At 58.3% G+C, this 14,201-nt stretch carries 12 protein-coding genes; 6 read left to right on the plus strand and 6 right to left on the minus strand.

Features of this window, described 5'->3' with window-relative positions; translation table 11 throughout:
- The first annotated feature begins 96 nt into the window (after nt 1–96).
- The 4 genes from sucB (at nt 97) to HKD28_RS05260 (ending at nt 5,905) form a co-directional block, all read left to right on the plus strand.
- Nucleotides 97–1,200, plus strand: coding sequence for a dihydrolipoyllysine-residue succinyltransferase (sucB, locus tag HKD28_RS05245; protein ID WP_194267383.1), 1,104 nt, complete (start codon nt 97–99; stop codon nt 1,198–1,200).
- Nucleotides 1,201–1,314: 114 nt separating this feature from the next.
- Nucleotides 1,315–2,325 carry a L,D-transpeptidase gene (locus HKD28_RS05250; RefSeq protein ID WP_194262988.1) on the plus strand — a complete coding sequence of 337 codons (1,011 nt, stop codon included), beginning with the start codon at nt 1,315–1,317 and terminating at the stop codon, nt 2,323–2,325.
- 143 nt (nt 2,326–2,468) lie between these two features.
- Nucleotides 2,469–4,733 carry a TonB-dependent receptor gene (locus HKD28_RS05255; protein ID WP_194267384.1) on the plus strand — a complete coding sequence of 755 codons (2,265 nt, stop codon included), beginning with the start codon at nt 2,469–2,471 and terminating at the stop codon, nt 4,731–4,733.
- The gene (locus HKD28_RS05260; protein WP_194267385.1) at nt 4,730–5,905 is read left to right on the plus strand and encodes a histidine-type phosphatase; all 1,176 of its coding nucleotides are present in this window, start codon (nt 4,730–4,732) and stop codon (nt 5,903–5,905) included. The genes HKD28_RS05255 and HKD28_RS05260 overlap by 4 nt, the downstream gene beginning before the upstream one ends.
- A gap of 70 nt (nt 5,906–5,975) precedes the next feature.
- Here the strand turns inward: HKD28_RS05260 and HKD28_RS05265 are convergent, their stop codons facing one another.
- From HKD28_RS05265 to HKD28_RS05275, 3 genes are all read right to left on the minus strand, one after another.
- A complete protein-coding gene (locus tag HKD28_RS05265; protein ID WP_194267386.1) occupies nt 5,976–6,353 on the minus strand; it encodes a DUF3597 domain-containing protein in 378 nt (125 codons plus the stop codon).
- A gap of 75 nt (nt 6,354–6,428) precedes the next feature.
- Nucleotides 6,429–7,724: an adenosylhomocysteinase gene (gene ahcY, locus HKD28_RS05270; protein ID WP_062107190.1), complete on the minus strand. Its 1,296-nt coding sequence runs from the start codon at nt 7,722–7,724 to the stop codon at nt 6,429–6,431.
- A gap of 94 nt (nt 7,725–7,818) precedes the next feature.
- Nucleotides 7,819–8,181, minus strand: coding sequence for a hypothetical protein (locus HKD28_RS05275; RefSeq protein ID WP_194267387.1), 363 nt, complete (start codon nt 8,179–8,181; stop codon nt 7,819–7,821).
- Nucleotides 8,182–8,423: 242 nt separating this feature from the next.
- On the opposite strand from HKD28_RS05275, the gene HKD28_RS05280 reads away from it, so the two are divergent.
- Nucleotides 8,424–9,488 (plus strand): transporter, encoded by a 1,065-nt coding sequence (locus HKD28_RS05280; RefSeq protein WP_194267388.1) that lies wholly within the window; start codon nt 8,424–8,426, stop codon nt 9,486–9,488.
- Nucleotides 9,489–9,580: 92 nt separating this feature from the next.
- Here HKD28_RS05280 and HKD28_RS05285 read toward each other — a convergent pair whose 3' ends face one another.
- From HKD28_RS05285 to HKD28_RS05295, 3 genes are all read right to left on the minus strand, one after another.
- Nucleotides 9,581–11,272 (minus strand): alpha-keto acid decarboxylase family protein, encoded by a 1,692-nt coding sequence (locus HKD28_RS05285; RefSeq protein WP_194267389.1) that lies wholly within the window; start codon nt 11,270–11,272, stop codon nt 9,581–9,583.
- Between the two features lie 575 nt (nt 11,273–11,847).
- Nucleotides 11,848–12,489, minus strand: coding sequence for a hypothetical protein (locus tag HKD28_RS05290; protein WP_194267390.1), 642 nt, complete (start codon nt 12,487–12,489; stop codon nt 11,848–11,850).
- Complete coding sequence (locus tag HKD28_RS05295; protein ID WP_194267391.1) at nt 12,486–13,544, minus strand: A/G-specific adenine glycosylase; 1,059 nt, start codon at nt 13,542–13,544, stop codon at nt 12,486–12,488. Before HKD28_RS05295 ends, HKD28_RS05290 begins: the two co-directional genes overlap by 4 nt.
- A gap of 10 nt (nt 13,545–13,554) precedes the next feature.
- Here HKD28_RS05295 and HKD28_RS05300 point away from each other — a divergent pair, with 10 nt between their 5' ends.
- Nucleotides 13,555–14,100, plus strand: a complete 546-nt coding sequence (locus tag HKD28_RS05300; protein ID WP_194267392.1) for a DUF721 domain-containing protein — start codon at nt 13,555–13,557, stop codon at nt 14,098–14,100.
- Nucleotides 14,101–14,201: the final 101 nt, after the last annotated feature.

The following is a 14,201-nucleotide window of genomic DNA, read 5'->3' on the forward strand; positions in this document are numbered from 1 at the left end:
GCAGTATCCTGCATTCTTAACCTTTTCCGGACAGAGTGCCGGGTACGGCACAGACATTTCCCCGCTTCGCGGCGGGACGCAAGACAGGGAAGCAGCATGACGGTCGAAATCAGGGTTCCGGCGCTTGGAGAAAGCCTGACGACTGCGACTGTCGCGCGGTGGCTTAAAAACTCCGGCGACTATGTGCAGCATGACGAGACCATCGTAGAGCTGGAGACGGACAAGGTCAGTGTTGAAGTGACCGCGCCGTCCGCCGGGCGTCTGGAAGACTGTGTGGCGATGGGCACGGAAGTCGAGATCGGCGGGCTGCTCGGGGTGGTGGATGAGACGGCGGAGGCACCTGCTGCGGCCGAGCCCGCTCCCGCGCCTGAAGCTGCTGCTCCGGCTCCCGAACCCGTTGCGGCTCCTGTTGCATCCCCTGCGCGCATCACATCTCCTGCTCCTGAAGCGCCGAAGCCTGTCTCTGCTGTCCCGGCCCCCAAGCTGTCGTCGCATGAAGCGCGGGAGCGTCGCGTTCCCATGAGCCGTCTGCGTCAGACGATCGCGCGGAATCTGAAGGCGGCGCAGAATACGGCGGCCATTCTGACGACGTTCAACGAGATCGACATGTCTGCCGCCAAGGCGCTGCGGGCGGAATACAAGGACGAGTTCGAGAAGAAGCATGACGGTGCGCGTCTGGGGTTCATGTCCTTTTTCGCGCGGGCCGTGGTGGGTGCGCTGAAGGATTATCCCGCGATCAATGCGCAGATCGAAGGCGATGAGATCGTCTATCGCGATTTCGTCAATCTGGGCATTGCGGTGGGAACGGAGCGCGGGCTGGTGGTGCCGGTGCTGCATGATGCCGACCAGATGAGCTTCGCCGAGCTGGAGCGTCGGATCGCCGATTATGGCAAGCGGGCGCGGACGGGCGGGCTGAAGCTGGAGGAGCTGTCGCACGGGACATTCTCCATCACGAATGGCGGGATTTTCGGGTCTCTGCTCTCTACGCCGATCCTGAACACGCCGCAGTCGGGCATTCTGGGGATGCATGCCATTCAGGACCGTCCGGTCGTGCGGGACGGGCATATCGTGATCCGACCGATGATGTATGTGGCGCTGTCCTACGATCATCGGATCGTAGACGGGCGGGAAGCCGTAAGCTTCCTCGTCCGGATCAAGCAGCTTGTGGAAGATCCGAGGCGCCTGCTTCTGGATCTGTGATGCCTTTTGCGTGGCTGGTGCGTTGAAGATGTTCCAGTCATGCCGAACGCCGGACAGGTCTCTGTTCCCTCGCGTTCTGTTTGTTGTTCCGAACCCGAGGATGGTGCCCTGAAGATGCGTGATGTTTCCAGACTGACGCGGTTTGCAGTTCTGTTATGTGCGTCCACGACGATGGTCATGGGATTGTCACCGCTGACGGCCTGTGCGCGGCCGGATGGCGCGGGGCCGGAATTGTCCGGCCATCAGCCGGATACGACGCCGTCGCTGGGGGTATCGGTTCCGCCGCCAGCCAGCAATCCGCCGACCGATACACCGCCACGGCCCGATCTGGCACCGCCGCCTCTGGATATTCCGGATCTACCGGTTGTGTCCGATGAGGCCGCGCGGGAGGAGGCGTCGCGTCTTGCTGTGCTGATGAAGCATAATATCAAGGGGTTCAGCACCTATACGCCCGAACGCCGCCGGGCGTTCCTGACGCTTGCAAAGGAGCAGGTGACGCAGGCGAACATGCCGATTTCACGGCCGCAGCTTATTATGGTTGTGGATCGCAACGAGCAGATCCAGCATCTGGATTACGTTCTGGCATTGCCGGATGCGCCGTGGGAGTCTCTTGGCGGGACGCCGGTTTCAACCGGGACGACGGGGCGTAAATATTATTACATTACCCCGATCGGTGTTTTCCAGAACACGGCGGACCGTCTGGGCTACCGGGCGGAAGGCACCAAAAACAAGAACGGAATCCGTGGTATCGGCGCGAAGGGATCGCGCGTGTGGGACATGGGGTGGCAGACGGCGATGAAGGGCTGGCTGCCGCGACATGAAACCGGGCAGATTCGGCTGGAGATCCATGCGACGGACCCGCAGTTTCTTGAATGGCGTCTGGGGCATCCGGCGTCGGAAGGCTGCATTCGTATTCCGGCGACCATGAACAAGTTCATGGATCATTATGGTTTGATTGATGCTCTCTATGAACAGGCTGCGAGCTACGATCCGCGTTTTCAGGCATTGCTGCCTAAAGATCGGCAACCCACGCCGATTGCGGGAGATTTGGTGGTTGTGGTGGATTCAGGACCACTAACTGAACCGAAGATTGACCCTATTGCAGATAAAAGGCCGTTACCGTAAATATAAAATAAGAAATATTTCAAAATAAGTATGAAGATTTGAAGTAAAGCGTGTGAATGTTTTATTTCAGGAACGGTAAAGCGGTTTTCCTGACCTGAAGCCTTCCGTATGGAGTGCGCGCCAATCACTGGAGCCCACTCCCCATGACGTTCAAGATGCGTAACCATATCCTGCTTTCCGGGTGCTTTGCCGGTGCCCTGTTTCTGGGAGGAGGCGCGCAGGCTGATGTTCCTGATGCAAAACAGAAAAAGCATGAAGAGCATAAAACCAGAAAAGAAAAAGACGCGACGCCCGGTGTGGAAAACCTGACCGTTCTTGGTCATGCTGCGCGAATTGCGCCTGCGACAGTTCCGCTGGACATTACGGAGCCGACATCAAAAATTCAGTCCGGCTTTCTGAGCAACAATATTATTCCGCTTGCCAGCATCGACGACATCATCCGCTTTCAGCCGAGCGTTTATTCCCAAAATCCTAACGGTCCCGGAATGGGTAAAGCGGAGGCGATGAGCCTTCGTGGGTTTCAGGACGGCCAGTACAACATGACGTTCGACGGTATTCCGTTTGGCGATGCTACCGATCTGCATCACACGACATCGTCTTTGTTTATTTCGCATTTCCTTGGAGAGGCGCAGATTGATCGCGGTCCGGGAACGGGCTCGACGATCGGCAATGCCACCTTTGGTGGCACGATGGGTTTCACGTCCAAGACGCCTCCGGCCAAGAGGGGTGTGTCGCTGTATGGAACTTATGGTAGTTTTAATACGCGTGCAGGCGGTATCGAATTTGACAGTGGCAAGACGCGTTTTGGTCGGGCGTTTCTCGACATGCAGCACGAGGAGACGAACGGATATCTGACGAACTCGGCAGAGCGCCGGAGCAATCTGATGTTCAAGGATGTGATTGATCTTGCGCCCGAGACGACGCTGACATTTGAGACGACCTATAACAAGGAGTGGCAGTTTACGACTCAGGGCGCGACGCTCGCGGAATATGCGAAATACGGAGAGAATTACGGGCTGTGCAACGACCCGTCTAAGCAGTGTTATTATGGATATAACCCCAGCACCTACACGTCCGATTTTGATTACGTCAGTCTGAAAAGCCGTCTTGCGTCGTGGCTGACGATGGAAAACCAGCTTTATACGAGCGGTTTTGAGCATGATTATACGGAAAGCACGGATGCCAGCCAGACGAGCACGGCTGCGAACGGGGTGACGTTCTACAATACGGCTGGGAAGAAGGTGGCGACCTATGCCAATGATATTCCCGGGAAATATGCGGACGCCAAGTTCCGTTCTTATGGCGATACGTTACGGTTCAAGGCGCATACATCCTATGCTGATGTTTTGTTTGGCGTATGGGCGGATGTGCAGAAGGACCGTCGCTACACTTACGCGCTGGACTTGAGTAAAAATGCGATACCGGTTCCGTCCAAAACCGGGTCGGCTTACAGTTATGATATTTCGGATCTGAACACGACCATTCAGCCCTATCTCGAACTGGATATTCACCCCTGGAAGGGGGTGTTTATCAAGCCGGGTGTGAAATATTCCATGTTCACAAGGGACTATGATGCGGCCATCAACAAGTCCACGAAGGTGCCGCTGAATGATACGCAGCATTATGGATCTTGGCAGCCGTCTATTGCGATTAATCAACGGATTATGGAAAACTGGAGCGCTTATGCACAGATCGCGCGCGGTTTTCTGGCGCCTCCGATGTCGGTTTTTCAGGTGAAGTCGGTTGGAAACGTGAAGCCTGAAACGACGCTGAATTATCAGGTTGGGTCGGTCTATCACGGCAAGAACTGGATGCTGTCACTGGATGGATATTATATCGATTTTTCCAATTATATCGCCTCTGCACAGATTAAGGTCGATGGGATCGGAACGACATCCACATACGTGAATAGTGGCGGCGCGATTTATAAAGGCATCGAGCTTGAGGGGCAGTATGTCATTGGATATGGCTTCTCGCTTTATGGCAATTACAGCGTAAATGATGCGCGCTACAAACATAGCACCGTGCGCGTTGCGACGACGCCGGATTCATTGGCATCGTTCGGTCTGCTTTATGAAAATCCGAAGGGGCCGTATTTCTCGCTGATGGGGAAATATGTCGGGCATCACTGGGGGCTGGACAGTACCACGAATGCGGCCGGAAATGCGGTGTTTGAAAACCAGTACAAAATCCACAGCAATGTGACGGCGGATCTGGCGCTGGGGTGGCGCATTCATAATATCGGTGGTTTCATGCGCGACGTGACGCCGAGCCTCAAGATTTCCAACCTCTTCAACAACCGCTCCATCAGCGATTTTGCGGGCAACCAGTCTTATGGTGATGCGCCGCTTTACTGGCGTCTGGCAGGGCGCAGCGTCTTCTTCAACATGACGGCGACTTTCCCGTGAAAAAGACGCACTCTGTCGTTCTGTTGGCTTTGTTCCTGACGGGATGTTCGGGGGGTGCCTCTGTGCCGTCGGGGCCTGTTCTGGAAAAAGTCGTGCTGCTGTCGCGGCACGGAATCCGCAGTCCGACGGCTTCTTCGGGGGCTTTGCGCGAAAAGACCGGTTTTGACTGGCCGGAATGGTCTGTCGCGCCCGGAGAAATGACGCCGCATGGGGCTGTGGCACTTGGGGCTATGGTTCAGGCTGTCCGGACGCATTATGTGGATCTTGGATTTGATCCGTTGCGATCCTGTTCCGATAGTATGCGGATCTGGGCGGATGGCGCGGATCATCGGACGCAGCAGACCGGGCAGATCTGGGCACGAAATTTGACTCTGGACTGTCATGTTTCTGCGCAATGGCAGGAGCATGGGCCAGACCCTGTGTTCAATGCCATTTCGGCTGGACGCGCGGTGCCGTCGAAGCAGGAGACGGAACGGGGGTTTGCTTCCATGCTGCCTGTCTCAAAGAGTTCGAATGTTCGGCGTGGTTTGCAGGCTTTGCAGACATTGATGGCGCCCGGCGGGTGTGACGGTGCCTCGCATACGGTGTGGTGTCTGCGCGATGATGCCGTACTTGAATGGAAGAAAGGCGCGCCGCGTCTCTCCGGAGGGGTGGCGACGGCTGGCATGGCGGCGGAGAGTCTGTTGCTGCTGTATTCCGAGGGCTTTCCGCTGGATGTTTTCGGGTCTGCCAAAGCGGATGTTCCGGGGCTGCTGAAAACCGTTCTGCCGGTTCATGAAGCAGAGAGCCGGATGTTGCGGCGTCTGCCTGTCGTGGCGGCGGCGCGTAACGGGGTGATGGCTGAGAGCATCCGGGCGTTTCTGGCGGACCGTCCGGTGACGGAAATTCCGGGTGTGCCGGACTCCACGCGTCTGCTGGTTCTGGCGGGGCACGATACGAATCAGGATGCGCTGGCGGCGATCTTCGGACTGTCATGGACGTTTGACGATCAGCCGGACAGCACCGCGCCGGATACGGTTCTGGCGTTCGAGCGCTGGCGTTATCCGGACCGGCACGTTGTGGTCAGAGTGCGGATATTCCATCAGTCTCTTGAGGAACTGCGTGCGGGGCAGGCGTCCGGTGTGGAGCGTTCGATGCAGACGCTTGAGCCGGGGAAGGCAATCCTTCTCTGAGGTCAACGTTTCATAAAAAAAAGCCCGGCTATCACCAGCCGGGCTTTTTTCGTGATGGAGAGGACGCGGATCAGTGCGTCCAGTCAGCCGGAACCTTGCCGCCATTCTTGGCCAGTTCGGCATAGACCTGCTTGATGAGCCAGACATTCATCGTTGCGGTGTCGTCCGTGCTGCCCGAATAATGCAGTTCGCCTGCCAGTTCCTTGCGGGACTGGAGCGAGCTGTCGAGGCCGAGCAGCTTCAGGAGATCCACGATGGAAGTCTTGTAGTTCAGCGGCTGGCCAGCATTTGCTGCCAGACCGGACAGGACGGCGTCCACATCCACGGGCGCTGCTGCCGGGGCTGCTGCGGCGGCCGGAGCAGCATCAGCCGGAGCGGCTGTGGTGGAGGGTGTGGCGGCTTCTGCATGTCCGAAGATCTTGGACATGATCGTGCTGAAAAGACCCATGAGTGTAACTCCTGTTGGTTAAGGAAATCGGGAAAGGGCGCAACCGGGGTTTCGCCCTTCCTGACCGGCCTCGTCTTAGTAGCGGTATTCTTCGTGCTTGAACGGACCGTTGACGGGAACGTCGATGTAGTCCGCCTGTTTCTGTGACATTTTGGAAAGTTCTGCGCCGACCTTTGCGAGGTGCAGGGCAGCGACCTTCTCGTCCAGAGATTTCGGCAGGGTGTAGACCTTGACCTCGTACTGGCCGGGCTTTGCCGTCCACAGTTCGATCTGTGCCAGGGTCTGGTTGGTGAAGGACGCGGACATCACGAAGGACGGGTGGCCCGTTGCGTTGCCCAGATTCACCAGACGGCCTTCGGACAGAAGGATGATGCGGCGGTTCGGCGCCAGTTCGATCTCGTCAACCTGCGGCTTGATGTTGTTCCAGCGATAGTTGCGCAGGGCTTCGACCTGGATTTCGCTGTCGAAGTGACCGATGTTGCAGACGATCGCACGGTCCTTCATCTCGCGCACATGGTCGATCGTGATGATGTCCACGTTGCCGGTGCAGGTGACGAAGATGTCGCCGCGCGGGGCTGCGTTTTCCATCGTGACGACTTCATAGCCTTCCATGGCGGCCTGAAGGGCGCAGATCGGATCGACTTCTGTCACGAGCACGCGGCAGCCTGCGTTGCGCAGGGAAGCAGCGGAACCCTTGCCCACGTCACCGTAACCGGCAACCACGGCGACCTTGCCAGCCATCATGACGTCCGTGCCGCGACGGATCGCGTCCACGAGGCTCTCACGGCAGCCATACAGGTTGTCGAACTTGGACTTCGTGACGCTGTCGTTCACGTTGATGGCCGGAACCTTCAGCGTGCCCTTCTTGGACATTTCCCACAGACGATGCACGCCCGTGGTCGTCTCTTCGGAGATGCCGCGCACGTCCTTGAGCATTTCGGGGTACTTGTCGTGCATCATGATGGTGAGGTCGCCACCATCATCGAGGATCATGTTCGGCGTCCAGCCATCGGGACCATGGATGGTCTGCTCAATGCACCAGTTGAACTCCTCTTCTGTCAGGCCCTTCCAAGCGAAAACGGGGATGTTCGCGGCGGCGATGGCGGCGGCGGCGTGATCCTGCGTGGAGAAGATGTTGCACGACGACCAACGGACCGTGGCGCCGAGGTCGATCAGCGTCTCGATCAGAACGGCGGTCTGGATGGTCATGTGCAGACAGCCGGCGATGCGGGCGCCCTTGAGCGGCTGTGTGTCCTTGTACTCTTCGCGAAGAGCCATCAGGCCCGGCATTTCGCCTTCGGCGATGGAGATTTCCTTGCGGCCCCAATCTGCCAGAGTAATGTCGCGAACCTTGTAATCCTGCGTCGTCATGAAATGGCCCTTGCTGCCCATCTTTGGATGGCTGCCTGTATAAAGGCTTGGCGGACCCGCGCAAAGGGCGGGCCCGGCAATAGGCTTTTACCTCTTATTCCGGCGCGGACGTCTTGCTTGGGGCGGACGTCTTTTTATGCGTGTGATGGTGCTTGCCGGGAAGCGTGTGTACGTCCTTCTGGTTCGACGGGACGGGGCCGGTTTCGTTCGTGCTGCGGGTCATGGGGCTGGGGGCCGCGGGAGCGGGCTGGTCCGGCTGTTCCGTTATGGTGCGCGGATTGGTCGGCAGGGCGTTGTTCGGCTGGCTGACCGTAGAGTTCTGCGCTTTCTGGATCGCGGAGGTCGAGGTCTGTGGCTGGTCGTTGCTGGGTGCGCTGACAGCCTGAGCCATTGCAGGAGCGGCGATTGCGGTGCCGAGCAGAAAACTTGTGGCGAAGAATGCTGTGCGGATGGACATGGATATTCCTTTCCGGAGGAGCGCGCCCTTATGTCGGGGCTGACTCATTGCGATATGGTGTTTTAACTGTCTGTTTGGGGTGGAGTTGCATTTTCGTGACGGTTTGGGTGCGGAAAGGCGGGTATATTGCGTCTGTATGCAGGGCATGCGAGAAGCCGGAGAGGGCGCGTTGCCCCGTCGTTTCTGTTGAACCTGCATGCCGGTTCTGCCGGTCCTGAACCCCCTGAAAACAGGAGGATGTCGTGTCAGACAGCACTGCCTACAACTTCCCCTTCACGGTTCTGGACCCACAGCATCAGGAAACCGGCGCGCCTGCGTTCGCGAACGGACTTGTCTGGGCCGTGCACGCCGTTCCGGGGCAGGAACTGCGGACGCTGGGATCGGCTGAGGTGGAGGCGCTTCTGGCGCCGGGACGCCCGCTTGAGAATGAAGGCTGGTACTGGCTGCATTTCGATACGGTGCACAGTTCGGCGCGGGGGTATGTCGCGCATCTGCCGGATTTGCCCGAAGACGTCTGCGCGATGCTGGCCGAGACGGAATATGGCATTGCGCTTGAGGCGTTCGAGGATCTGATCTGGGGCGCGCTGCCCGCTTTTGACGATGCGCTGTCCGAAGAGGACCGGGAGATCTGTGCCTGGCGGTTTGCGATGCGCCCCGATCTGCTGATTACGACGCGGCGTAATCCCATTCCGGTGCTGGGGGCGGCCTATCGTTCCCTGAGGCCGGATCAGATTCCCAAAACGCCTGCGGGGATTATTGATCGTGCCTTGCGGGAATTTACCGGGACCGTGCGGCGTCAGCTCGGGCATCTGGATGATGAGCTGGACCGGGCGGAAGATGTGCTTCTGCTGATCGAGCATCGCTCCGATCTGGGGCATCTGGGCAGTATCGTGGGCAAGGTGCGTCGTCGTGCGACCGAATTGCGCCGGGTCGTGACGCCAATTGACCGTGTTCTGAAAGACGAGGATCTGGATCTTCCGGACTGGGCGGAGGACGAACTCCGGGACCGTGCGGAGCGGCAGGTTCATGCGGCGCTGGACGATCTGATCGCGCTTCAGGACCGTGCGCGGTCGTTGCAGGACGAACTCGGGTCCAATCAGGCGGAAGAGACCAACCGGCGGCTGTATATCGTCTCGGTCGGGACCACGTTGATGCTGCCCGCGACATTCGTAACCGGGTTCTTCGGCATGAATACCGGTGGAATGTTTCTGGCTCAGGGGTCTTTGGGGACCGTTGAGGCAGGCATTGTCTGTTTCGTTTTCATGAGTGTGACGTTTCTGTTCATGAAGGTCGCGCGTCTGCTCTGATGGTTGTCAGGTTTTTATACGGTACAAAAGAAAAACCCCCGTGTCTGACACGGGGGTTTTTCGTTAGAGACCTGATTATGATCAGGTGTTGATCAGGTATTTTGGGGCTTGCGGGAGTTTGCGGCTGCAACAGCCTTGCCCCACTGGACCAGTGTCTTGGTGCAGTCCGTCCGGTCGAGTTTGCACTCGATGAGGGTCGGGCCGCGGGTGTTCTTCTTGGCCTTGGCGATGGCTTCGGCCAGTTCTTCGCCCGTCGTGGCATGCAGGCCGAGACCGTACTTGCCGCTTTCCTCGCCGGGGACGCCCTGATTGAAGCACTGCATCAGAGCGGCGTAGTCCCAGTTCTGGATGTAGTTGTACGGGCCGTCATGGATGGCGATTTCGATGACGTAGCCGTGGTTGTTCACGAGGAAGATGATGACCGGCAGTTCGTAGCGGACCATCTGGGCCACTTCCTGCGCGGTAAGCTGGAAGGAGCCGTCACCGACCATCAGAACATGCTTGCGCTCCGGCGAGCCGGTGGCGTTGCCGAACATGGACGGAACGGACCAGCCGATATGGCCCCACTGCATTTCCGTCTCAAGCTTCGCGCCTTCGGGAAGGTGCATACGCATGGCGTTGAACCATGAGTCGCCGGTCTCTGCGAACAGGGTGGTGTTGCCATCGACCAGTTCGTTGATCTGGCGGGTCATTTCGTCGTTGGTAAGTGCCTTGGACGGATCGGCCTTCGGCAGGATGACGGGCTTGTATTCGCCGGTCAGGGCTGCGGACTTCTTCGGGGCCTTCTCGCTCAGGGCTTTGACGAATTCCTTGAGGCGGAAGCCGTCGAAGGTTTTGCCGTTGACGGTCACGCGGTCCGGATCGACCTCGAGAACCTTTTCGCCGCGCACGACGCTCTGCCAGCCACCCGAGGAGTAATCGTTCCAGACCGGTGCAAGGGAGATCACGGCATCCGCGCCTTCGATGATCTCCTGTGCGCCCGGGCTGCTGACATCGCCCCAGTACACGCCACGGAAGCCCGGATGCGTTTCGGGGAAGTAGCTCTTGCCTGCGGCCATGACCGTGACGGGGCAGCCGAGTTTGTCAGCCAGTTCGACCGTTTCCTTGAGGGCTTCGGCAGCGCGCAGCTTGGTGCCGACGAGGATGGCGACCTTGCTGGCCTTGTCGAGGAAGCTCAGGCTTTCGTCCAGAGCGGCCTTGAGGCTGGCTTCGTCAGGGCGCGGATGAGCGTGCAGGGACGACACCGGACCCGGACGGACGCATGGCGCGGCCGAGACGTTACAGGCGATTTCGAGATAGGCTGGCTTTTTCTCGCGCAGCATGGTGCGGATGACGTGGTCGATCTTCGCCGGGGCTGTTTCGGCGGAGGTGATGCTTTCGGCGGCACAGGTAACGTGCTTCGCCATTTCCATCTGGTAGCTGTATTCGGTCGTGCCGATCGTGTGATGCAGGACGTGGCCCGAACCGTGATCGTTAGTGTTTGGCGCGCCGGAAATCACGAGGATCGGCAGGTTCTCGGCGTAAGCACCGCCCAGACCGTTCATGGCGGAAATGGCGCCGACGCTGAAGGTGATGATGGCTGCGGCGGCGCCATTGGCGCGGGCATAGCCTTCGGCGGCGAAGGAGCAGTTCAGCTCGTTACAGTCATAGATCTGCTTGGTGCCGCCCTGTTCGATCATCTGGTCGAGCAGAACGAGGTTGTAGTCACCTGCGACGGCAAAATGATGCTTCAGGCCGATCTGCGTCAGGCGTTCGGAAAGATAATGTCCGACAGTGTAGGTCATGATTTCGATACCTCAAGAGCCATAGGGACGGTCAGATGACTGGATGGTCTGGCGTGCTGACAGGACCATGCAGTCATCTGACCAGAGACAGGCGGATGGCAGGTTGCGGGCTGGTGTCTGAAGCAGGGTTGCGAGGGATGATGTACTGTCAAGGAGAGCGGAAAATCATAAAATCCGGGATAGCGATTGTCTGTCGTTAAATAATGGGTGGGGTAAGACAATAAACGGTCCGGTCCGTTGAGACGGTCCCTGAAAACGGCAAGAAAAGAACCAGTTGGCGACATATCTTCCCATGACAGCCGGAAAACAGACCGGCTTCGTATGAAATACCCGCCTGCTTCAGACGCATAAATGTTTAGAACAAAAATTCTGTCTGTGAAGGACATCGATCAAAAATTACAATTAATTGAAAAAACCCTTTCACGTGAGGGAGAATACAATACAGACAGATAATTTCTGTAAAAATGATAAGGACTGGAATGGTCTTGTTCAGGTATTTTAAATAGCAGAATTTGTCATGGTGTGTCGAATATATAGGAGAAATATTTCCATATATTTCGTTTATGGGGATATTTTTATACTATTTCTGATTGGGTGGGTGTTTCGCGGGATACGGTAAAATTGACAGGTTGGGCGTCGGCATCCCATGTCAGTGCGATTTTGGCGATGGCGCCTGGCATGATCTGGCCGATCTGGATCAGGGTTGTCGTGTTCAGGAACAATGGGAGGGTCCTGTCGCCAAACTGGAGCACGAATCCTTGCTGGAGCGTGGGGGTAGGCAGGGTATTCCCCGCGTCGTCTTGCAGTTTTACGGTGTTGGGTTTGAGGATCAGAGACAATCCACGCAACATTTCGACGGTCATGGGAAAGAAAATTTCCCATTCTCCTGGCTTAGGGGCCCAAAAATCTACGGGCTCTGGACCAAGAGGGGAGCTTCTTAGATAGGTGCCGGTTCGCGGAATGAAAAAGACCACGCGGTTTGGGGGGAATTCCTGCATTTCCATTTCTGGAAAAGGGCGGGGCATTGAAACCCGCTTTTCCAGAACCGGAGGGCAGGGAAGCTGGAAAGGTAAGGGAACGGCGGTGCTGAGACCCGGAAGGCGGCCTTCCTGAAAGGGGGTGCGGTCGAGGGCGTCCCTTACGGAATTATGATCGAGCATCCAGCCGAACCAGTCCATGAACCAGAGGCGGAGTGTCGGCGGGGTCTCAGTCATCATGTCTCCGAAGGCTGTTGGGTGAGAGCCAGACATTTCTTCATGACGCCGGGCAGAGCGGCGCGTTTCGTTGAACGGAACGTCCCGAAAGAGGAATCGATCCCTGCATTATGGCCCTGTGGAAGGCAAGCCTCATAGACCGTGAGGAACAGGGTGAAATGGGTGAAGACGTGGCGGATTTCGCCTCTGTGGGTCCAGTTGGTCAGGCAGGGCGCATGGGTGAGGGCTTCGTCTTCGCTCCAGGGTGCGCTGCGCCAGTCCGTTCCGGGAAGCTCGTCCATGCCGCCCAGAAGGCCGGTGGGAGGGCGGGTTCGCAGCAGGATCTGACCGCTGGAATCGTGCAGGAGGAAATGTACGCCGTAACGGGTGGGGCGTGTCTGTTTGGGCTGTTTGGCCGGGAGTTGGGATGCGATTCCGCGGGCATGGGCGATGCAGGAGGTCTGCCAGGGGCAGGTCAGGCATGCAGGATTGCGGGGTGTGCAGATCGTTGCGCCGAGGTCGAACAGGGCCTGTGCGAAGTCGGAGGGACGGCTTTGGGCGACAGGGTCGGCGTTCAGGAGGGCGGCCTGTTTCGCCAGAAGGGGGCGTGCAGCCGGGAGCGGTTCTTCGGTTGCGTTGAGGCGGGCCGTAACGCGCTCGACATTGCCGTCGACGGGGACAACGGGGCGTCCAAAGGCGATGGCGGCGATGGCGCGGGCCGTGTAGGCCCCGATTCCGGGAAGGGTCAGTAACTCTGTGACCGTGTCTGGGAAGCCGCCGCGTTCGGAGACCCGTTTCGCACAGGCATGGAGATTGCGGGCACGGGCATAGTAGCCGAGGCCAGCCCAGAGGTGCAGGACGTCTTCGAGCGGGGCCGCCGCGAGGTCCTGGACTGTAGGGTAATGCGTGAGAAAGCGCTCGTAATAGGATATGACGGCTTTGACGGTCGTCTGCTGGAGCATGATCTCGCTCAGCCAGACGGCATACGAGTCTGGACGCTGGCCGGGCAGGCTGCGCCAGGGAAGGGCGCGGCGGTGGTGGTCGTACCAGCGCAGCAGGGCGGATGCATCAGGAGTCACGGGAACGGATATGACGAAGGATCGCGGTTCGGACAAGCGCCCGTTGCGAAATACGGCCCGAAAGAAACCGGCGCAGGAGCCTGATGGCTGGGTGCCCGCGCCTGATCGTAACTGGACGCCGCGTCGTTCTGGCACGAAGCAGATCGGGTCTTTCGTTCAGGCGCTGACGCAGCCTGTCTTCAAGAAGAAGCCGCCGGTTCTGGCACGCCTGATGATGGACTGGGCGGATTTCGTCGGCCCGCGTCTGTCCAAACAGACCGAACCGCGCCGTTTGTCGGCGGGAACGCTGACGCTGGCCTGTGCGGGGCCGATTGCCATGGAGCTTCAGCATCTGGCGCCGCAGATCATTGAGCGCATCAATGTGGCCTGTGGGCTGCGGGGCGAGTATGGGATCGAGCGTCTGAAGATTGTTCAGGATCTGGTGGCGTTCGAGCGACCGACGCCGAAGCGTCCGAAACCGTTGCAGATCGAAGTGCTGGATATCGAGGACGAGGAGCTTCGTCTGGCGCTGGAAAGCCTTGGGGGGCATCTGGGCGCGAAGCGGAAGCGAAGGTGACGGAAGTGTTTCACGTGAAACAAGTTGTTTCGTCATGGAAAGGCCCTCTTCCTACACGATCTGGTAATGCCGATATGGAAAACATGATCGGGCTTTCCCGC

This window comes from Gluconobacter cadivus (genome assembly GCF_015244745.1).
In the GTDB taxonomy this organism is placed as follows: domain Bacteria; phylum Pseudomonadota; class Alphaproteobacteria; order Acetobacterales; family Acetobacteraceae; genus Gluconobacter; species Gluconobacter cadivus.